Consider the following 18,722-nt stretch of genomic DNA (forward strand, 5'->3'; position numbering starts at 1 on the left):
CAAGACGTAAATTCATTCCACCAGGATCGGCGAAGTCGCGCCCTGCGTAAAGGCCTCTCGGAGAGCACGAGCGCGCCGTCCGGGCGTCGCGGGCCATCTGGCACGATTCCGACGCTTCCCTCGCCGGGGTGCGGCCCGTCTCCCGGAAGGAAAAGGAGGAGGTCGAGAAGGCGGCTTGATCCGCCTCAGCGCTTGTTTCCCGCTTCCGCCCGCCGCTCGAACCGCAGCCTGAGCACCTCGTCCTCGAGCTCGTTCGCGATCGCCATCGCTCGCCGCCTCGCCTCCGCGCCCTCGTCGCCGCCCACGATCCGCGCCAGCATGTTCAGCGCCATCGCGCGCATCCGCAGGTGCCCGCCGTCCCCCGCGTGCCGGCACGCCTCGCGCGCGAGCGCCGCGCCTTCCTCGGGAAACCCCTGCTTCCACCGCGCATACGCCAGCCCGTTTGCCCGCCGCGACCGCGCGAAGGCCGGGCCGTCCTCCGGGATGCGCCGGTACAGCGCCTCCGCGGCCGCCGGATCCGGCTGCTTGCCGCCCCAGGAGCGGTTCCGCTCGAAGGCGCGTTGATCGATCCACCGCGCGAACAGGCAGGCTCGGTCGCAGGTGGGCATCGGCAGCTCGAAGAGCGGCTCGATCTCGTCGAGCAGGCCAGGCACGCGCGCGACGTCATCGCGGCTCGCCACGAAGGCCTCTGTGAGCAGGGCCTCCACCCGCGCCTCGGGCGGGGCCTTTCCGAGCAGCGGCCGGATGCGGGCGAGGTGCGTCTTTCCGGCCTCGCGGTCGTCGCCGCGCAGCACGCAGGTGGCGTGGGCGAGGGCGAGGAAGACGTGGGAGGTCGGATCCTCGCTCACCGGCGGTCGATCCCAGAGGCGCAAGAGGTCCTGGGCGAGGGGCAGGGGCAGGTCGGTGAACCGCGAGTGATAGGCGCCCATCCAGCGGGCGCGCTCGGTGAGCGCGTCCGGCAAGCCGAAGGCCGCGAGCGCGCGCGCCCCCCACGTCCCGCCGTCCCGCTGGCCGCGCGTCCGCAGCCGGCGCAGGGCGCGCTCGATCGAGGTCACGTCGTCCTCGTAGCCACGCAGGGAGGAGAGCCGCTCGGCGACCGCGGTCAAGGAGCCGTGCTGCGCGACGAGCCAGGCGACGTAATCCTCCCAGGAAAAGCCCGCGGGAGCGGCCTGTCCGGTTTCGTGTCCGGGCATTTTCTTCGCGCGGATCTTATCAAGCTTCAGCAGAGAGGAGGACGGACATGGGAAAGGAACCTGCGTTTTTCCTGGTGATCGATCTGGAGGCGACGTGCGACGAGGAGGGTCGCATCCCCGAGCGCATCATGGAGATCATCGAGATCGGCGCGGTCCTCGTGGACGGCGCGACGCTCGAGCCCGTGAGCGAGCTCGCCACCTTCGTGCGCCCGGTCATCCGGCCGAAGCTCACGGAGTTCTGCACGAAGCTCACCACGATCACGCAAGCAGACGTCGACGCCGCGCCCACGTTCCCCGAAGCCATCGCGGCGCTCGGGCGCTTCGTCGGCCAGCGGGAGGCGCTCTTCTGCTCGTGGGGCGATTACGACCGCAAGCAGTTCGAGATCGACGCGGCCCGCTGGGGCGTGCCCCTGCCGCTGCAGGGGCACATGAACATCAAGAAGCGCTTCTCCGCGGCGCTCGGGGTGACCCAGCGCTACGGCATGGCGAGCGCGCTCGAGCGGCTCGGACTCCCGCTCCACGGGACACACCACCGCGGGATCGACGACGCGCGCAACATCGCGCGTATCCTGCCTTACGCGATTGGCCGCGCGCCCATCCCGGAGGCAGGGCCCGCGGGGTGAGCGCCTCGCTGGGGCTTCGCTCCAGACCCGACCAGGGGCTGTCCGCCCCTGGACCCGGACCAGCAGGGGCTGAGCCGGGGTCGCTGGTCGAGCGGGACCCGCACACGGGAGAGGACGTGGCGCGCGAGGCCGGAGAACCGCCCGCGCGCGGGCTGGCTCACCCCTCGCGCGCCATGCGGATCGCCTCCGCGATGCCGGCGGAGGTGAGGTTGGGGTCCTTCAGGAGCGTCGCCGCCCAGGTCGCGAGCTCGCCGGTCGTCCGGAAGACGTTCGGCGCCCGCCCCGTCTGCAGCAGCATCATGATGGAGCGGACCGAGGCGGCGATGAACCCCTCCGACTCGACGAGCGTGGCCGTGCCCCTGAGGTTCCGGGAAGGGGAGCTCGCCGCCCGCCGCATCGCGGCCCGGCTCTCCTCGTCCGGCGGTAGGGTGCCCTGAAGGGGGAGGACAACGACGAAGGCCGCGCCGCCCGGCTGGCCCGCCGACCAGCGAGCGAAGAGCTCTCGCGAGCGATCGATCCCGACCGCGGTGGCCTTGCCCCGCCAGATCAGCAGCATGAGCCGCCGCCACACCGCGACCACGTACCCGTCCGTGCGCTCGAGTAGCTCGGCCGTCATCGGAGGAGGACGGACCGTTATCATTGTGGCGTATTGTCGTTCCGCCGGGGGGATGGTCGTCAAGCCCATGCCGATTATTCGGCGCTCGCCGGACCCGGCGGACGCGGTTACGCCTACGCTAGCAGCCCGTCCCTCTCCAGCCGCTCCAGCCGCTCGATGGCCGCCCGGCGTCGCGCCAATCGGCCGCCAGCAGCGCCCGCTCGGCCGGGTCCCGCTCAGCGTCTCGGGCAGCGGGAAGCGCGTGGCCGGGCCCACCATCCTGGGCCGGGCGCCTCGGTGAGCCGGCTTTGGTGTGCAGCCGTACCAGCGGCGGCGGACCATCAAGTTCGCCCCACAGCAGCGGCAGCGCGCAGCAGCTTGCGGGCATGTGATGAACGGTGCGCGATGAGCTGCGCCCGCCGCCTGACACCCACCCGCACGCGAGCCCGCACGCGAGAACACGAGCCCGCACGCGAGACCAAGAGCCAGATAAAAAGAAAAAGCTCACGCGGCGAAAAAAGGATCTAGACAGGCGAAGCGAAGACTCGGTATCTTGAAAAATGGTCCCGTGCGCATTCTGCATCAAATCTCGTCAGACACTCCCGCGTACCTGATCCGATCCTGTTCGTCCCTCGGCCTCCGCGAAGGGTCGGCGAGGGCTGCTGATCCGGCTGAGCGTGCTGAGCGTGAAAGCGTGCCGCCGCCGCACGCGCCGCCCGGGGCACGCCGCGACCCGCGGACCGCGAGCTGCGCACTGGCCATCGATGTCGATGAGACATCGATGCGACAGACCACGCTCGTCTCTGCGTTCCTCCCCACAGATCTCGAGACGACGCGAGACGCCGAAAAACGTCACCACACGACCCAAAATTGTCACTGCGCAACTCGATATATTTTTCTGGTCTGTCTTCAAAAAGATCTGGACACCTTCGTAGTCGAGTTGCTATCTTGAACACTGTCACCTTGCGCATCCGCCCTCCGATCGAAGCACGAGCACCCGCGTACTTGATCCGATCCTGATCAGCACGCGGGGGCTCATTCCGACCGGAGCCCGCGAAACCGACCTCGCCTGACCCGTGTGTCATGGCGCCTGCTATTCGGATGACGCTCCAGCAATGGTTCACCCGTGAGGACCTCGAGGAGCTACCAATGAAGCAGATCGCAATCGCATCTTCCGCCGCGCTCGCCACGCTGTTCATCACCGCCACCAGCCTCGCCAACACGACCGCTCCGTCTCCCACGTGCACCGTGATCAAGCGGGGTGTCCTGGGCGACATCTACAACGCGGAGATCTGGAGCCTCGCCCCGAGCTACCATGTCCCGTCCCCGTTCGAGGTCAACACCGGGTACTCCAGCTCGGTCGGAGAGAAGCGCGCCCTGTTCCGCTTCGATCTCAGCCCCATCCCCGCCGGCTCTCTCGTCACGTCGGCCAAGTTCTACGCCCTGACGTACACGAGCACCGCGAAGACCGTGTACGTCCACCAGGTGCTCGCCCCCTGGAGCGAGTCGCTCGTCACGTGGAACAACTTCGGCGGCATGGACCCCGCCGCGTTCACCACGTTCGTGCCCAACGTCACCGGGTGGACCACCGTCGACCTCACCGCGATGGTGCAGCAGTGGGTGAGCGGGACGGCGCCGAGCTACGGGATCCTCCTCGAGGAGGGCGCCAGCGGCAAGACGTCGTACAAGGGCAGCGCCCACACCGAAATGGGTTACCGCCCTCTCCTCGAGGTCTGTTACACGGTGCCGAAGGGCTCGATCGGCGACAAGGTGTGGTTCGACGCCAACGCGGACGGCATCGAGGACGCCTCCGAGCTCGGCATCTCCGGCGTCGTCGTCGACCTCTTCGGCGACGCGAACTGCGACGGCGTCGCCGACGGCGCCATGCTCCAGACGGCGGTGACCGGCGCAAACGGCGTCTACCGCTTCACCGAGCTCAATGCGGGCTGTTACGTCGTCGACGTCGACGACACGACGCTCCCGCTCGGCCATATCCTGACCAGCGATGACGAGCCGCTCGGCGTGTCCCTCGGCGTGGGTGAGAACGTGGCCAACGCCGACTTCGGCTACGTGACGTACTCGTCGATCGGCGACACGGTGTGGCTCGACAGCGACGCCGACGGGCTCTACGAGCCGGAGACCGGCGAGCTCGGCGTCAACGGCGTCCGTGTCGAGCTGTTCCAGGGGGCCCAGCTCGTCGACTTCACCATCACCGGCACGAGCCCCTACACCGGCCAGCCCGGCTTCTACCTCTTCGACACGCTCCCGGCGGGCACCTACTCGGTGGTCATCACGCCCGACAACTTCATGACGAGCGGTCCGCTCGCCGGACAGGAGCCGACGGCCGACCCCGACGGCGGGCTCGACAACGTGGGCGTTGTCTCGCTCGGCTGGGCACAGGACCTGCTCGACGCGGACTTCGGCTACCAGCTCTCCTGCGGCAACGGCGTTTGCGGCGGCGACGAGAGCTGTTCCACCTGCGCCGTCGACTGCGGCGTCTGCCCGCCCCAGTGCGGCAACGGCACCTGCGAGGCCGGCGAGGACTGCGGCAGCTGCAGCGCCGACTGCGACGTCTGCCCGCCCGCCTGCGGCGACGGCACCTGCAACGGCAGCGAGAGCTGCGGCAGCTGCTCGGACGACTGCGGCACCTGCCCGCCGGTCTGCGGCAACGGCACCTGCGAGGCCGGCGAGGACTGCGGCAGCTGCTCGGACGACTGCGGCGCCTGCCCCGCGGTCTGCGGCAACAACGTCTGCGAGAACGGCGAGGACTGCTCGACCTGCACCGGCGACTGCGGTGCTTGCCCCGCGGTCTGCGGCAACGGCGTCATCGAGGCCGGCGAGAACTGCCTCGAGTGCCCGAGCGACGTCGGCATCTGCCCGCCGGTCTGCGGCAGCGGCGTCTGCGAGGCCGGTGAGACCTGCTCGAGCTGCGCGGCCGACTGCGGCGAGTGCCCGCCGGTCTGCGGCGACGGCGTCTGCAAGGCCGGCTCCGAGGACTGCTCGAGCTGCGCGGCCGACTGCGGCGCCTGCCAGTGCGCCTCCCCCGGCACCGGCACCCCCGGCTACTGGAAGAACCACGAGGGCGCCTGGAAGGTCTCGCAGCTGACCATCGGCGGCAAGACGTACACGAAGTCCCAGCTCCTCGACATCATCAGCCGTCCGACCAAGGGTGACGTCACGTACATCATCGCGAAGCACCTCATCGTCGCCAAGCTCAACGTCGGTATCGGCAACCAGTCGAGCTGCATCGAGGACACCATCGCCGCGGCCGACGCCTGGCTCAAGAAGTACCCGCTCGCCAGCAACGTGAAGGAGGGCGGCAAGAGCTCGCCCTGGTCGACCGGCGAGCCGCTCGCCACGAAGCTCGACAACTACAACAACGGCCTCCTCTGCGCGCCGCACCGTGACTGACCGACGCTCGGCCGATAGCCGGTGATCGGCCGGCACGACGAGACCTCCCCAAGGCCAGCGCCCGCCCCGAGCGAACCGCATCGAGCGCGACCTGCGCTGGCCCTTCCCCCTCTCCTCGGCCGCTTCCCCTCCTGCGCCGCTCCCTCCCCCGAGCTCCTCCTTACCGAGCGTCCTGGTCCGCGATCGGCAGCCTCATCGCTCGGATGCTCTGGCGATCTTGAACGGCAGCGGGTGCATTCCCACGCATCGAGGAGGCCGCGTTCGCTGCACAGCCTGCGGGAGCCTGGCCGCCACCGGTAACGGGGCATGTGGCCCAGTGACTCTCATGGGTCACGCGTTCCAGGTGACCGGGAGGCTCTTCACGCCGAAGATGTCCGCGGTTTCGGGGCGCAGGTCGACGTCCTCGGCCGCTACGTCCAGGCGGAGGGTCGGGAAGCGCTTTACCAGCGCGGGCAAGGCGACCCGCATCTCGATACGGGCCAGTTGCTGGCCAAGGCACACGTGGATGCCGTGGCCGAAGGCCAGGTGCCCGATGGCCTGCCGCTGGATGTCGAGCGTGTCGGGATCGGCGAAGCGCTCCGGGTCGCGGTTGGCGGTGTGGTACGACAGGATGACCGTCGCGCCGGCCTTGATGGTCTGGCCGCCCAGCTCGACGTCCTCCAGCGCCGTCCGCTGGAAGGTCTTGGCGACAGACAGGTACCGCAGCAGTTCCTCCACGGCCTGGTCGGCGATCTCGGGGCGAGCACGCAGCGTGGCCCACTGCGCGGGATTGCTCAGCAGGGCGAAGGTGCCCAGCGCCAGCATGTTCGCGGTGGTGTCGAGCCCGGCTGCCAGCAGCAGGAGGCCGACACCCATCAGTTCTTCGTCGGTCAGGTCGGTGTCGGTGAGGTCGCTGAGCACGTCGTCGGTGGGATTGGCGCGCTTGGCCGCCACCAACTGTGCGATGTACTGCTGGGTCGCGACGTAGCCGGCCAGCTGGTCCTGCTTGCTCACCCCGGAGACGATCGCGTCGACATGCTCCTGGAAAGAGTCTCGGGTCTCGTACGGCACCCCGAGTAGATCGCAGATCATGATCGTGGGGATGGGCTTGGCGAACGCGGTCACCAGGTCCACCGGCGGGCCGGCCTTTCCCATGGCATCCAGGTGTTCGGCGGTGACCTGCTCGACGCGCTCGGTGAGCCGTTGCATCCGCCGGACGGTGAACTTGCCCGTCAGCAGCTTCCGGTAGCGGCCGTGCTCCGGCTCGTCCATCAGGAGGAACTCGCCGGGCGGCGCCGGAGGGATTTTCATGTCGCCCAGGTCGATCAACGGGTGGCGCATGAGCTCCTTGCGGGAGCTGAAGCGTGAGTCGGCCAGCACCGACCGGACCAGGTCGTAGCCGGTGATCAGCCAACCCTCGTATCCGCCGGGGAAGGGGTACCGGCTGATGGGGCCGCGCTCACGCGCCTGACGCAGCTCCTTCGGCGGGTCGAAGGGACAGCCAGGCTCACGCGCCGCCGGCAGCAGGCCGACGGTGTGTACGGGTTCCGTCATGTTCATTCCTCTCTTCTTCGCCGAATTGCGTCGTGTTGAAACAGCGAAGCGTTAGCGAGGAATCAAAGGCTACGTTGCATTCGTAAAATCGTCAAGATTGTTGGGCCAAAATTCAGCAAAATTGTGCAACTATTGGGGGCGTGTTGCAATGAGCATGGAGACGAATGCAACGCGGACCATCCAACGGTTGCAATGACATGCCAACGAATGCATACTGCTCGACGCTCGCACCACATTGGAGGCGCCCGCCGTGCCAGGAGACCGACTCACCCAGGAGGATCGTCGGCGCATCGCCGCGTGGCTCACCGAGGGCCTGACGTATACCGAGATCGCCCGGCGGCTGAACCGTCCCAAGTCAACGATCACCCGAGAGGTGGCCCGTAACGGCGGGCCCGAGGACTACCGCGCCGACCATGCGCACCAGCTGACGCGGCTGCGTGCCCGCCGCCGCAAGCCGATACCGCTCCCCGCGACTCCGGCCACCGCCGCCGCCTACGGACGCGACCCCAAGGCGGTGTTCGCGTTCGAGCAGCAACTCGCTGAGCTGATGATCGCCACCAGATGCCCGCGCATGGTGGCGAGGATCCTGTCGTGCCTGTTCACCACCGACTCCGGCGATCTCACGTCCGCCGAGCTGGTGCGGCGGCTCCATGTCAGCCCGGCCGCCGTCTCCACAGCCACCCGATGGGCCGAGGAGCAGGGCCTGATCGTCCGCGAACGCGGAGCCCGGGGCAAGCAGAGGTACACATTAGAGAGAAAGGTCGGGTACCGTTCCTGTCTCGCCAGTGTCCGCTCCAATGAGCTGCTGGCCGAGCTCAGCCGCCAGGGGGCCGGAATCCTCGGTCGCACCACGCCCGCGGGTGCCCGACTGGACAAGGTGAGCACCTTCCTGCTCCTGATCTCGCAGGACCTGGCCGACTCGGCCGAACGCCGGGCGCGCGAAGTCTTCGGCGCCTGAGTCGCGCCTCAAGACCGGAAGGAGCGGGTCGAGGAGCGGTACGTACCGAATCCTCGCTAGAACGTCGGCGGCGTTGGATTGAGGTCAGCTCGCTCCCGAGCTTGAGATACTGTTCCTCTATGGGAGTGCATTTGAATGTATCTGCGTTGATCGTGGCGAAGTGTGATGTGATTCCATTTGCGCCAATGTGCAAGCTGACGAACAAGAGGAAGAAGGCGGCATGCGCCGTCTTGGGGCTCGATCACGCGCTGACAGGCCCGGTGCGGCCGTAGGACAGCCGTCGCAGCAGCGCCTCCGCCGGGCCGCGGTAGCCTGTGCGGCGCATCCAGTCGGCCAGCAGGATCGAGGCGATCCACAGGGCGACGGCGACCGCGCAGCTGGCGGCGAAGCTCATGTCGTCCCTCAGGTCGAGCGTGAACGGGTAGAATAGCGCCACCCACACCACCGACTGGAACAGGTAGAACGTCATCGACCGCTGGCCCAGCGCGGCGAGGGCCGCGGTGAGGCGTCCATGGTCACGTCCGAGCCTGATCGCGACGAGCCCAGAGGCGGCGGCCATGCCGAGACCGCCGGCGTATCCGGTCAGGGCGTGCGCGCCGGCGACCGTCCAGCGGTTCGATGTCGTCCACACGCCCGCCAGCTGCAGGGCCATGGGAAGCCTGCCGATGACGGACACGGCCATCAAGATCGCGGTGGCGCGCAGCAGGAACCACGCATGGCGCTCCGGTTCGTCGAGCATCCGGCGCCTGGCGGCCCAGATGCCCAGCAGCATGTCCGGCACCACCACGATGGTGGAGACAGCCGTCTTCAGCGGCCAGAACGGGACGCTCGCGAGGACGTGAGCACAGTAATCGGGGGCCATGAGCTGCGCCATGGTCATGGGCGCGCCCATGGCAGCGGCGCTCTGCGCTGTCACGCTCTGCCATGAGAGCAGCAGCGTCGCGGGGACGAGCATGAGGGCGCTGGTCCAGCACAGGACCGAGTCCCGGGCCCGGACCAGCGGCGCGAGCAGGAGCAGCGTCAGGCCGTAGACCGCGATGATGTCAAACGGCACGAGCAGGGTCGAGTGCGCGAAGCCGATGACGATCAGCCAGAGACTCCGGCGCCGCAGCAGCTTGCGGATCGAGGCCCAGTCGCTGCCCCGCGCGCGCCACCGCTCGGTCAGCTGTCCCAGCGCGTAGCCGAAGAGGAACACGAACATGACGCGCGCCTGGTTCTCGGCGACGAGGGATCGGATGAACGCGGCGATCGTGTTGAGCGCGGCCGGCCCGAGATCCCAGCGGCTGACGAACGTCGGCGCGTGGGACAGGGCGACCAGCAGCAGCATGAAGCCACGGGCGATGTCCGGCGCCAGCGACCGACTGGTCACGTCGGTGGGAGCCTGGGTGTTGATGGCAAGGTCCATGAATGTCACCCACAGGCCGGAGCCCGGCTGCGCCGCCCCGGGAAGCGGGCAGAACACGCCGGCACCTCGCCGTGGCCCTTTGAACAGTCGCGAACGCTACGTCGCGTTTCATTGATCGTCAATGGACGACCCATGGACTTGTCGCGTTGCGCAGCGAATTCATGGTGAATATTGCAATGGCCTTGTCGATGAATGCAACGATCGGGCGATCGGCGTTGCAATGTACTGAGGGTGAACGCACACTGGGCTGGACCATCGACCCACAGGAGGCGGGCGAGGATGCCGGGAGGCCGGTTGAGCAACCAGGAGCGCCGGGACATCGCGTCAGGGCTGGCCGAGGGGCTCGGGTACGCCGAGATCGCCAGGCGGCTGGGCAGGCCGACGTCGACCATCAGCCGGGAGGTGGCCCGCAACGGCGGGCCCGCCGGTTACCGGGCGGAGCACGCCCACGAGGCCACCGGGCGGCGCGCCCGCCGGCGCAGGCCGGCCCCGTCCCCGGAGCAACGGGGCGCCGCCGGCGCCGACGGGCGGAACCCCGAGGCGGTGCGCGGGTATATCGAGCGCTTCTCGACGCTGATGGTCCAGACAGGGCTTCCACGGATGGCGGCCCGGGTGCTCGCCTCCCTGTTCACCACCGACGCGGGCGCCCTGACTGCCGTCGAGCTGGTCGTGCGATTGCGGGTGAGCCCCGCGTCGGTGTCCAAGGCCATCGGTTATCTGGAAGGGCTCGAGCTGGTCCGGCGCGAGCGCGGCCCGCGGCGGGGCGAGCGCTACGTTTTCGACGACGATGTCTGGGTCCGGTCGTGGATGTCGAGCGCTCGCGCGAACGCGATGTGGGCGGATGCCGCCCGTGAGGGAGTCGAGATCTTCAGGGCTGCCACCCCCGCCGGCGCCCGGTTGGACCAGATGGGCCGATTCTTCGCGCGCCTCAGCGACGACATGGCCGGCGGCCCTACGGCAGGCGCCGTCGGTGACGCGCTGACGGTGCTCGCCGCGCTCGTGCACGCGAGCGCGCCGCTCACCGTCCAGCAACTGGCCACCGCGCTGGGCTGGTCCACGGACCGCGTCGCGAGCGCCCTGCGCGACGCCGAGCAACACCCGGACGTGACCGATCCGGTCGCCCTCCAGCGCGTCGGGCCTGGCAGCTTCACCATCACCGCCAGGCTCGACCGGCTCACCGCGGCGCAGCGCGAGGCCCTCAGCCACCCCCGGTAGAACCGCCGCGCAGGGCGAGCCCTTGCGGCATCACCGGTCCCACCGTACAGCCACGCTGCCTGTCGTCTCGCCATCGCCCGCGTGCTGACCCGCTGGCTGCCCCGGTGCCCCAGCTGCCACCGTCGACACGCCGATGTCCCCAGGCTCCAGTCCCTCCGGCTGTGACACAGTGGTGTTAAAGCGGCCGTAGGAGGCGTCGGCCTTGACCGAGAGTGTGTCCCAGTTACGCTCGGGGCCCTTGGGCAACTCGACGCGGTCGTAATACTCGCCGAAGCCCTGCGCTCGAGGCGGAAGCGCAGGTCGGACTGGACGGAGCCACCGATGTTGATGGAGAGCTCGTCGTCCGCCGACGCGGGAGCGGCGAAGGGGAGCGCGGAGCGGGCCGGCGCGAGGGCGAAGCCCGCTGCGCGCATCGCCCGAGATCGAATCGCTATGAGCGGCGAATACTACACTTCCAGGGGTTTCAGAACCCGGGAATGAGTCTTTTGAAGCGGAGAGGCGGGCGGGGGAGATGGTGGCTTTCGACAGCCGTGTCGCTCACTTCTCCAGGTTGCGCTTGGAGAAGGTGTCGTCGTTGATGGCCTCGTTCACCTTCACCTTCTTGCGCGTGAGCGTGGTGGTGAGGTTCTTTGTGTGGTCCACCATCTTGAGGGTGCCGGGGGTGCAGACGTCGCCGTCGCAGGAGTAGCCGGTGCGGGTCTCGGTCTTCACCAGCTTGCCCTCGGTGTTGTAATACTTGAGCTCGCTGGGGACGTTCTTGTCCTTCGTGATCGTCATCTCGATCTTGGCGTAGGAGGTCGTCTGGCCGCTCCTGGGGGTGAGCGTGAGCTTGACCTCCTTGCCGCTGGAGGAGCTGACGGCCGGCGTGTAGCTGCCGTACTTCTGGGTGGCCAGGTCTTCCTGGCTGAAGGCCATGCCGAAGGCGCTCTGATCGCTGGTGTGGCTGGCGATACGGCGGACTTTGCCGAAGGACGGCAGATAGACGTACATCTCGGTAGGGGAGAGGATGAGGACCTTGGTGCCTTTGAGGTCCGCCGGAGCGGTGAACTCGGCGAGGCGCTTCTCGCCCTTCATCCACACGTTGATGCCGACGGTCTTGTCGGGTCTGCCGCTCTCCGCCGTCTTGGCCTCGTAGTCGAAGTAGAGCGTCTTGGCCTTGTTCATGGCCGCTTCGGTCGCCGCCAGGGCCTTGTCGGCGGCGTCGTCGGCCAGCGCCGCGGGGGCGTGCGAGAGACCGAGCGCGACCGCGATGGCGAGGATGGAAACGAAGCGCGAAAACCTCATCGGGACCTCGGAGAGCTTGGTGGGGCCCGCCGCTTGCCGGGGCGGAGCCGCCGTCGCGGCTCCACCTGCATGAGCGCGGGGGATAGGCATGATAGGAACATGGCGTCCGCAAGGTCAATCCTGCGCACGGCGGCCCGCGCCCCGGTGGTGCCGCGAGCCACCACCGGACATGGAGGCGCGTCCCTCCATCCCGCGTTCCTCGCGCCGCGCCCGTCCCAGGATCTCGGCTGAATTAGCCGCCCCCGCGCGACCCGCTCGCCTCGTGGGCCCTGGTACGCCTCATGCCAGTGTCCGCCTGCTCTCCGCACGTAGGAAGCCTCCCGCGAGGCTCGCTGCGACGACGCTGCTACGACGCTGCAATGACCAAGGAGAACCGATGCTGCCCACGAACACGACCCAGAAGACACGCTCCCTCGTCATGTCCCTCACGATGGCCGCCGGCCTGGCCGTCACCGCGTTCTCGTCCCCTGCGGCGGCCGGGCCGCTGCCGACGCTCTCCGGATGGGGCGTGCGCGGCCATGCCAGCTTCATGGGCTCGGTGAGCCAGCAGGTCGACGGCTCGCTCAGGGGGCATTTCACGATCATCATCCACAATCCCGGCGAAGCCCCCGTCACCTGCCGCTACCTGCGCTTCCGTCCCCATACCGTGAGCGGCGGAAGCTGGAGCTTCGATGGCCATGGCACGTGCTGGACCTCGGGCGGCGCGTTCGCTGCGGCGAACCGCTTCACCTTCTCTGACCTCGGCAGCCCAGGCGCGGGCGTCGACGCCGTCGACGTGAACTACTACGGCGCGGTCGGCGTCTCGATCCCCGGCGGCCTCTTCGATGACGGCGATATCGTCTACACGCCTTGAGGAGGCAGCTCACTCCGCCGTCGCTTCGAACTCGCCGAGGATGAAGGTCGCCGCGACCGCGGGCTCGAAGAACTCGGCGCGCACGGCGCGGTACTGCGCGTCGGCGAAGAACCGCTCCCGCGTCGCGCGGTCGGGGAACAGGAGGGTGAAGACGCGGTTGATCCGCTCATCCCCCTTCAGCACGCGCGCCACGACGAAATCGTGGCCGAACGCGCCGCCATAGGACGAGAGGATCGGCATCATCCCGGCGCGGTAGCGGGCGTAGGACGTCTCGTCCGCCATCTGGAGCCCCACCAGGAGCACGTGCTGTCGGCCCTCAGCGCCCATGGGAGTAACCTCCATCCACGTCGAGCGTCGTGCCGGTCACGAAGCCGGCCCTGGCCAGGAACAGCGCCGCTTCCGTCGTGTCCCGCACCTCGCCGATGCGCCCCAGCGGGTGGATCGAGGCCATCGAATCGGCCCCTTCGCCGATGAGCGGCGTGCGGATGATGCCGGGCGCCAGCGTGTTCACGCGGATGTTGTGGGCGGCGAGCTCGGCGGCCAGCGAGACGGTGAGCGCGTGGACGCCGCCCTTGCTGGCCATGGCGGCCGAGGCCGGCATCCGCGCCATGGCCTGCTGGACGAGCACGGTGCCGATGTTGATGATCGAGCCCCCGCCGCCCTCGATCATCAGCGGCACCACCGCCTGCGTCATCAGGAACGTCCCCTTCACGTTGGTGGTGAAGAACCGCTCCAGGTCCTCCTCCGTGCTCTCGAGGAACGGCTTCACGCCGAAGATCCCGGCGTTGTTGATCAGCACGTCGACCCCGCCGAAGCGCTCGCGCGCGGCCGCGGCGACGGCCCGCGCCGTGGCCCGATCCCCCACGTGGCCCGGCACGGCGACGACGCGCGCCCCGCCGTCGAGGCTCCGCCGCGCCTGCTCGAGCTTCTCCGGGTCGCGGCCGTTCATGACGACGCTCGATCCCTCGGCAAGGAAGCTCCTGGCGAGGTCGAGGCCGATACCGCTGCTGGCGCCTGTGATGATGACGCGATCGATCCTGGTGGACATGGAGTGTCGTTCCTTTCGCGCCGACAACCTAGGACCGTCCCTCGAACCGAGAAAGTGGTATGTTTCTATCGACTTCATAACTCCAGGTTTTGATCCTGCGGGCCCCGCCATGACCTACGATCAGCTCGTCGCCTTCCTCGCCGTCGCGGGCGAGGGCACGTTCAGCGCCGCGTCCGCGCGGCTGCACAAGTCCCAGCCGGCCGTGAGCAAGCTGGTGCGCAACCTCGAGCGCGAGCTGGGGATCGAGCTGTTCGATCGCCGGGAGTACCGCGCCACGCTCACCGACGCAGGCCGCCTGTTCCACGAGCGCGCCGCGGCCGTCATCGAGGGCACCGAGGCGCTGCGCAGCTTCGGCATGCGCCTCTCGAGGAAGGTGGAGCCGATCGTGCGGCTCGCCGTCGACGCGGTGACGCCGCTCGGCCCCATCATGGACATCTTCCGGGGGCTCCTGGTGCGTTATCCCCTGGTGCGCATCGAGCTCGGCACCGAGCGGCTGGCGGGCACCGCCGACGCGCTGCGCGAGGACCGCGCCGATCTCGCCGTCGCCACGAAGCTCGGGATCGACGGCTCAGCGGTGGAGACGGCGCGCTTCTGCGACGTGCGGGTGATCCCGGTGGCGCGCTTCGATCACCCCCTGGCGACCTGCGGCGCGCCGATCCCGCCCGCGCTGCTGCGGGCGCACGCGCAGATCATCCTGCGCGACAGCGCGAGGGGGAGCTCCTCGCCGTCCCTGAACGTGCTGGAGGGCGGCCTGCGCTGGACGGTCACCGACGTCGCGGCGAAGAAGGAGGTCCTCCTCGCGGGCATGGGCTGGGGCGGGCTGCCCGAGCACGTGGCCGCCGGCGCGCTGGAGGCGGGCGAGCTCGTGGCGCTGCAGGTCCCCGAGTTCGTGGCCGACACCATGGAGCTCTTCGTGATCCGCCGCCGCGACCGCCCGCACGGCGTCGTCGCGCAGGCGCTCTGGGAGGCGCTGCTGCGCTGCGGTCACGGCGCCGGGGCACCCGCGGCGGCCGCGAAGGCCCCGCGCCGCCGGAAGAGGGGTTGAGAGGGGTTGAGGGCCGCGCCGGCCCGACCTCCGGCGGCGGAGCGCGCTCGCCAGGCGGGTCGACGCCATGCCCGCGAGCGCCGGCCGACCGGCACGCTGCTGCTGGGTCACGCCTCTCCACGGCAGATCGCCCGGAGGATCTCGCGCGTGTGTCCGCGCAGCCATGCGTGCGCCTTGTCGCCCTCGCAGCGCTGGTGCCACAGCTGGACGATCCTGAGCTCCGGCGCGTCGAGCGGCAGCGGACGGGTGCTGAGGCCCAGCGCCCGCACGATGGGCCCGCAGACGCGCGCCGGCAGCGCGACGACGAGGTCGCTCTCGTGGGCGAAATGGATGGCCGCCGAGCACGTGGGCGCCGCCGCGACGACGCGCCGCCGCAGCCCCAGCGCCTCGAGCGCCTCGTCGATCGGATCGCGCAGACGGCCACGGCGTGAGACGATGACGTGGAGCGCCTCGGCGTAGCGCCTGGCGGTGAGCCGGCCGCGCGCGAGCGGGTGGGCCCGGCGGAGGGCGACGACGACGCGATCTTCGCCGACCAGCTCCCCACGGATCTCGGGGAGCGCGGGCTCCGTCGAGCCGATCTCGAGATCCACGCGCCCTTGGCGCAGGTCGTCCGTATCTCCCGCAGGCTCGGCCAGGAGCCGGACCTTCGCGAGAGGCGCCTGCTCCTGCACCGCTCGCAAGAGCCGCGTACCGAGCGCCGTCGTGAGCGCGTCGTGGCAGCGGACGGTGAAGGTCCGATCGAGCCTCGCCAGGTCGAGCTCCCGCTCGGGCGCGAACACCGCGTGCGCTCGCTGGACGATGGCCTGGACCTCCTGTCGCAGGGCCAGCGCGCGGGGCGTGAGCGCCATCGTCCGGCCGGCGCGCACGAGGATCGGGTCCCCCGTGGCGTCCCGGATGCGCCCCAGCGTCCGGCTCATCGCGGGCTGGGACAGGTGCAAGCGGGCCGCCGCGGCGCTGACGCTCCTCTCCTCGAGCAACGCGTCCAGCGCCGGCAACAGGTTCAGGTCCACATGCATGGCGGTAATTCTTCCTCATAGCAACTATGCATTGGACGGTATGAGTCGTCCAGGGTTTATTCCTCCGCACGGTGGCTCAGCGGTTTGCGACCACGCGCGCGCCGCTCGTCCGAGGAGGATTCATGTCGATTCATTCCGAGCATTCCGAGCAGAGGAACAACGATGTGATGTGGCGAGACCGAGGCCCGGGCCGCGCGGAGGACGAGCTCCTGCTGCCCGCGGTCGTCGCGGCGCTCTCCGCGGCGGGCGAGCGGCTCGTCGGTCGCTTCTCGACAGAGCCGCGCCCGAGGAGCCGGGAGGACATCTTCGCCGCGCTCGGCGAAAACGATGCGGTCTCCCTCGAGGCGCTCCGCGAGCCCTTGTCGCGCGCTCGCCCGGAGGCCCGGTGGGTCGAGGACGAGCTCGAGTGCGGGCCCCTCCCGCCGGGGGAGTGGTGGGTCACCGACACCGTCGAGGGGAACATCAACCATGTTCACGGGATGGCGGACTGGTGCGTCACGGCGACCCTCGTCCGCGACAACGAGCCGGTCCTGACGGCGGTGCACCTGCCCTTGACCGGCGACACGTACACCGCCCGGAAGGGCGCCGGCGCGTACCTCGGGACGAGGAGGATCCGCGCGTCGGCGAAGACGGAGCTCGGCGCCGCCTTCGTCGGGACCGGCCAGGCGATGCCGGGTGAGGACGCGGAGACCTACCGGCGGATCGGCATGTCCGTCACCGCGATGCTCGGGAGCGCGCTCGTCCTGCGCGTCTCGGTGCCGGCCACCCTCCAGCTCGTTCAGGTCGCGGCCGGCCGGATGGACGTCTTCTGGCAGTACAGCCAGATCCGCTCCGGGCTCGTCGCCGGGGCGCTGCTCGTCGCGGAGGCCGGGGGCGCGGTCACGGACACACGCGGGGAGCGGTGGAGCCTCGCCAGCGAGGACTTCCTGGCTGCAGCGCCCGGGCTCCACGCCGGCGCGGTAGGCGTCCTGTCGACCATCCGATGAGAGGAGGAGGCTGAACATGGATCAACTCATGGGAAACATTGGAATCCTCGGCTCGGGCCGTGTCGCCACGGTCCTCGCCAACAAGCTCGCGGGCGCCGGGCGCGCCGTCACGATCGGCACCAGGGACCCGGCGCAGGCGGCGCTGAAATGGTCGGGAGGGCGCGTCGACTTCAGGGATCACGCGGAGACCGCGCGCCTGGCCGCGATCGTCATCAACGCCACCCCCGGGGACACGAGCGTGGAGCGGCTCGGCGCCCTCCGCGACGCGCTGAAGGGAAAGATCCTTGTCGACGTCTCCAACGCGACGCTGCGCGGCCGCGACGGCCTCCCCGGCAGCCTGCTTTACCCGAACGACAGCGTCGCCGAGCGCCTGCAGGCTGTGCTGCCCGAGACGGCCGTCGTCAAGACGCTGAATACCATGCTGTTCACCGTCATGGCGGATCCCACGAGCCTGCGCGCCGCCCCGACCGCGTTCCTCTCCGGCAACGACGAGGGCGCGAAGGCGGTCGTCGGGCGGTTGCTCGGCGATCTGGGCTGGCCGGCCGACTGGATCGAAGATCTCGGAGACATCGAGACCGCTCGCGGCCCCGAGGCGGTCGCCTTGCTCGTCCCCTCCGTGCTGCGAAGGCGAGGGCTCGCGCCGTTCGCCGTCGCGCTCGCCCGGTAAACGCGACGACGCGCATCACGGATCTGGAGCCCAATCCATCCCGACCTTCTCTCGCACGATCGGCTCGCTGGTGCGCGAGGAGACGCAGCGGTTCCCCGAGCAGGAGATCTTCGAGCAGGCCGGCACCTGGCCATCCATCTTGACCGCCCCGTACTCGTACATGAACGGCCCGCTCGCGGCGTTCTATGGCGTCTCCGGCGTGACGGGCGACGCGTTCCAGCGCGTGGAGCTCGATACGACCCAGCGCCTCGGGCTCCTCACCCAGGCGGGGGTGATGGCCGGGACGACGCACTCGAACATGACGAACCCCGTGGTCCGCGGCTCCTTCGTGGTCCAGAAGCTGATGTGCCATGTCATCCCGCTCCCCACGGGCGACATCCTGGAGAAGGTGAAGCCGCCGGACCCGTACACCGGCAAGACGGCGCGGGAGCGCTTCAGTCAGCACAGCGAGGATCAGGTCTGCGCGACGTGCCACCAGTTCATGGATCCTGTCGGCTTCTCGTTCGAGAACTACGATGCGGTCGGGCTGTTCCGCGCGACCGAGAACGACGTCGCGATCGACGCGAGCGGCTCGGTGCCAGGCACGGAGGGGACGGTGAGCGGGCCGATCGAGCTGGTGCGCAAGCTCGCCGAGACGGAGGACGTACAGAGCTGCTTCGCGACGCACTGGATCGAATACGCCTACGGCCTCACGCTGCGCGCCGAGGACAAGTGCACACGAGAGGCCGTCACGGCCGCCTTCAAGACGTCCGGATACAACGTGAAACAGCTCCTCATCGAGCTCACACAGACGGACGCCTTCCACACCATGGCTCCCCGGGAGGAGTGACGGCTATGTCGACGTTTCGCTCGACGTTTCGCTCGACGTTTCGCTCGACGTTTCGCTCGAC

Annotated in this window: 17 protein-coding genes; 9 read left to right on the forward strand and 8 right to left on the reverse strand. The window is 69.3% G+C overall.

The window, feature by feature from the left end:
* Nucleotides 1-185: 185 nt before the first annotated feature.
* The gene (locus WME95_RS05610; protein WP_437907403.1) at nt 186-1,193 is read right to left on the reverse strand and encodes a hypothetical protein; all 1,008 of its coding nucleotides are present in this window, start codon (nt 1,191-1,193) and stop codon (nt 186-188) included.
* Between the two features lie 47 nt (nt 1,194-1,240).
* On the opposite strand from WME95_RS05610, the gene WME95_RS05615 reads away from it, so the two are divergent.
* Nucleotides 1,241-1,816 (forward strand): exonuclease domain-containing protein, encoded by a 576-nt coding sequence (locus tag WME95_RS05615; protein WP_437907404.1) that lies wholly within the window; start codon nt 1,241-1,243, stop codon nt 1,814-1,816.
* A 157-nt stretch (nt 1,817-1,973) separates the two neighbouring features.
* Here WME95_RS05615 and WME95_RS05620 read toward each other — a convergent pair whose 3' ends face one another.
* Nucleotides 1,974-2,432 (reverse strand): hypothetical protein, encoded by a 459-nt coding sequence (locus WME95_RS05620; protein WP_437907405.1) that lies wholly within the window; start codon nt 2,430-2,432, stop codon nt 1,974-1,976.
* A 1,128-nt stretch (nt 2,433-3,560) separates the two neighbouring features.
* Here WME95_RS05620 and WME95_RS05625 point away from each other — a divergent pair.
* Entirely contained in the window at nt 3,561-5,822 is a 2,262-nt protein-coding gene (locus WME95_RS05625; protein WP_437907406.1) for an SdrD B-like domain-containing protein, read from the forward strand.
* A gap of 330 nt (nt 5,823-6,152) precedes the next feature.
* On the opposite strand, the gene WME95_RS05630 is transcribed toward WME95_RS05625, so the two are convergent.
* Nucleotides 6,153-7,355, reverse strand: coding sequence for a cytochrome P450 (locus tag WME95_RS05630; protein WP_437910952.1), 1,203 nt, complete (start codon nt 7,353-7,355; stop codon nt 6,153-6,155).
* Nucleotides 7,356-7,605: 250 nt separating this feature from the next.
* Between WME95_RS05630 and WME95_RS05635 the strand changes: the two genes are divergently transcribed.
* Nucleotides 7,606-8,313 carry a helix-turn-helix domain-containing protein gene (locus tag WME95_RS05635; RefSeq protein ID WP_437907407.1) on the forward strand — a complete coding sequence of 236 codons (708 nt, stop codon included), beginning with the start codon at nt 7,606-7,608 and terminating at the stop codon, nt 8,311-8,313.
* Nucleotides 8,314-8,554: 241 nt separating this feature from the next.
* Here WME95_RS05635 and WME95_RS05640 read toward each other — a convergent pair whose 3' ends face one another.
* Nucleotides 8,555-9,718: a DUF418 domain-containing protein gene (locus WME95_RS05640; protein WP_437907408.1), complete on the reverse strand. Its 1,164-nt coding sequence runs from the start codon at nt 9,716-9,718 to the stop codon at nt 8,555-8,557.
* Between the two features lie 279 nt (nt 9,719-9,997).
* Between WME95_RS05640 and WME95_RS05645 the strand changes: the two genes are divergently transcribed.
* The gene (locus WME95_RS05645) at nt 9,998-10,933 is read left to right on the forward strand and encodes a helix-turn-helix domain-containing protein (RefSeq protein WP_437907409.1); all 936 of its coding nucleotides are present in this window, start codon (nt 9,998-10,000) and stop codon (nt 10,931-10,933) included.
* A 537-nt stretch (nt 10,934-11,470) separates the two neighbouring features.
* On the opposite strand, the gene WME95_RS05650 is transcribed toward WME95_RS05645, so the two are convergent.
* Complete coding sequence (locus tag WME95_RS05650; protein WP_437907410.1) at nt 11,471-12,217, reverse strand: outer membrane lipoprotein-sorting protein; 747 nt, start codon at nt 12,215-12,217, stop codon at nt 11,471-11,473.
* Nucleotides 12,218-12,593: 376 nt separating this feature from the next.
* Between WME95_RS05650 and WME95_RS05655 the strand changes: the two genes are divergently transcribed.
* Complete coding sequence (locus WME95_RS05655; protein ID WP_437907411.1) at nt 12,594-13,070, forward strand: hypothetical protein; 477 nt, start codon at nt 12,594-12,596, stop codon at nt 13,068-13,070.
* A 9-nt stretch (nt 13,071-13,079) separates the two neighbouring features.
* Here the strand turns inward: WME95_RS05655 and WME95_RS05660 are convergent, their stop codons facing one another.
* Together WME95_RS05660 and WME95_RS05665 are read right to left on the reverse strand one after the other, a co-directional pair.
* The gene (locus WME95_RS05660) at nt 13,080-13,397 is read right to left on the reverse strand and encodes a DUF1330 domain-containing protein (RefSeq protein ID WP_437907412.1); all 318 of its coding nucleotides are present in this window, start codon (nt 13,395-13,397) and stop codon (nt 13,080-13,082) included.
* Nucleotides 13,387-14,118 (reverse strand): SDR family NAD(P)-dependent oxidoreductase, encoded by a 732-nt coding sequence (locus WME95_RS05665; protein WP_437907413.1) that lies wholly within the window; start codon nt 14,116-14,118, stop codon nt 13,387-13,389. The genes WME95_RS05660 and WME95_RS05665 overlap by 11 nt, the downstream gene beginning before the upstream one ends.
* A 109-nt stretch (nt 14,119-14,227) precedes the next feature.
* On the opposite strand from WME95_RS05665, the gene WME95_RS05670 reads away from it, so the two are divergent.
* Entirely contained in the window at nt 14,228-15,163 is a 936-nt protein-coding gene (locus WME95_RS05670; RefSeq protein WP_437907414.1) for a LysR family transcriptional regulator, read from the forward strand.
* Between the two features lie 107 nt (nt 15,164-15,270).
* Here WME95_RS05670 and WME95_RS05675 read toward each other — a convergent pair whose 3' ends face one another.
* Nucleotides 15,271-16,179 carry a LysR family transcriptional regulator gene (locus tag WME95_RS05675; protein ID WP_437907415.1) on the reverse strand — a complete coding sequence of 303 codons (909 nt, stop codon included), beginning with the start codon at nt 16,177-16,179 and terminating at the stop codon, nt 15,271-15,273.
* Between the two features lie 122 nt (nt 16,180-16,301).
* On the opposite strand from WME95_RS05675, the gene WME95_RS05680 reads away from it, so the two are divergent.
* Genes WME95_RS05680 through WME95_RS05690 form a run of 3 tightly spaced genes read left to right on the forward strand, consistent with a single transcriptional unit; the run spans nt 16,302 to nt 18,661 of the window.
* On the forward strand, nt 16,302-17,165 hold the full coding sequence (locus tag WME95_RS05680; RefSeq protein WP_437907416.1) for an inositol monophosphatase family protein: 864 nt from the start codon (nt 16,302-16,304) through the stop codon (nt 17,163-17,165).
* A gap of 28 nt (nt 17,166-17,193) precedes the next feature.
* On the forward strand, nt 17,194-17,832 hold the full coding sequence (locus WME95_RS05685) for an NADPH-dependent F420 reductase (RefSeq protein WP_437907417.1): 639 nt from the start codon (nt 17,194-17,196) through the stop codon (nt 17,830-17,832).
* Between the two features lie 37 nt (nt 17,833-17,869).
* Nucleotides 17,870-18,661 (forward strand): DUF1588 domain-containing protein, encoded by a 792-nt coding sequence (locus tag WME95_RS05690; protein WP_437910953.1) that lies wholly within the window; start codon nt 17,870-17,872, stop codon nt 18,659-18,661.
* Nucleotides 18,662-18,722 lie beyond the last annotated feature (61 nt).

The sequence above is a fragment of the Sorangium sp. So ce327 genome, assembly GCF_051530205.1.
In the GTDB taxonomy this organism is placed as follows: Bacteria; Myxococcota_A; Polyangia; order Polyangiales; family Polyangiaceae; genus Sorangium; species Sorangium cellulosum_B.

Bases quoted from the DNA above. Each gene is read 5' to 3' on its own strand.
- WME95_RS05610 (WP_437907403.1), bottom strand. From the start codon at position 1,193: ATGCCCGGACACGAAACCGGACAGGCCGCTCCCGCGGGCTTTTCCTGG.
- WME95_RS05615 (WP_437907404.1), top strand. From the start codon at position 1,241: ATGGGAAAGGAACCTGCGTTTTTCCTGGTGATCGATCTGGAGGCGACG.
- WME95_RS05620 (WP_437907405.1), bottom strand. From the start codon at position 2,432: ATGACGGCCGAGCTACTCGAGCGCACGGACGGGTACGTGGTCGCGGTG.
- WME95_RS05625 (WP_437907406.1), top strand. From the start codon at position 3,561: ATGAAGCAGATCGCAATCGCATCTTCCGCCGCGCTCGCCACGCTGTTC.
- WME95_RS05630 (WP_437910952.1), bottom strand. From the start codon at position 7,355: ATGACGGAACCCGTACACACCGTCGGCCTGCTGCCGGCGGCGCGTGAG.
- WME95_RS05640 (WP_437907408.1), bottom strand. From the start codon at position 9,718: ATGGACCTTGCCATCAACACCCAGGCTCCCACCGACGTGACCAGTCGG.
- WME95_RS05645 (WP_437907409.1), top strand. From the start codon at position 9,998: ATGCCGGGAGGCCGGTTGAGCAACCAGGAGCGCCGGGACATCGCGTCA.
- WME95_RS05650 (WP_437907410.1), bottom strand. From the start codon at position 12,217: ATGAGGTTTTCGCGCTTCGTTTCCATCCTCGCCATCGCGGTCGCGCTC.
- WME95_RS05655 (WP_437907411.1), top strand. From the start codon at position 12,594: ATGCTGCCCACGAACACGACCCAGAAGACACGCTCCCTCGTCATGTCC.
- WME95_RS05660 (WP_437907412.1), bottom strand. From the start codon at position 13,397: ATGGGCGCTGAGGGCCGACAGCACGTGCTCCTGGTGGGGCTCCAGATG.
- WME95_RS05665 (WP_437907413.1), bottom strand. From the start codon at position 14,118: ATGTCCACCAGGATCGATCGCGTCATCATCACAGGCGCCAGCAGCGGT.
- WME95_RS05670 (WP_437907414.1), top strand. From the start codon at position 14,228: ATGACCTACGATCAGCTCGTCGCCTTCCTCGCCGTCGCGGGCGAGGGC.
- WME95_RS05675 (WP_437907415.1), bottom strand. From the start codon at position 16,179: ATGCATGTGGACCTGAACCTGTTGCCGGCGCTGGACGCGTTGCTCGAG.
- WME95_RS05680 (WP_437907416.1), top strand. From the start codon at position 16,302: ATGTCGATTCATTCCGAGCATTCCGAGCAGAGGAACAACGATGTGATG.
- WME95_RS05685 (WP_437907417.1), top strand. From the start codon at position 17,194: ATGGGAAACATTGGAATCCTCGGCTCGGGCCGTGTCGCCACGGTCCTC.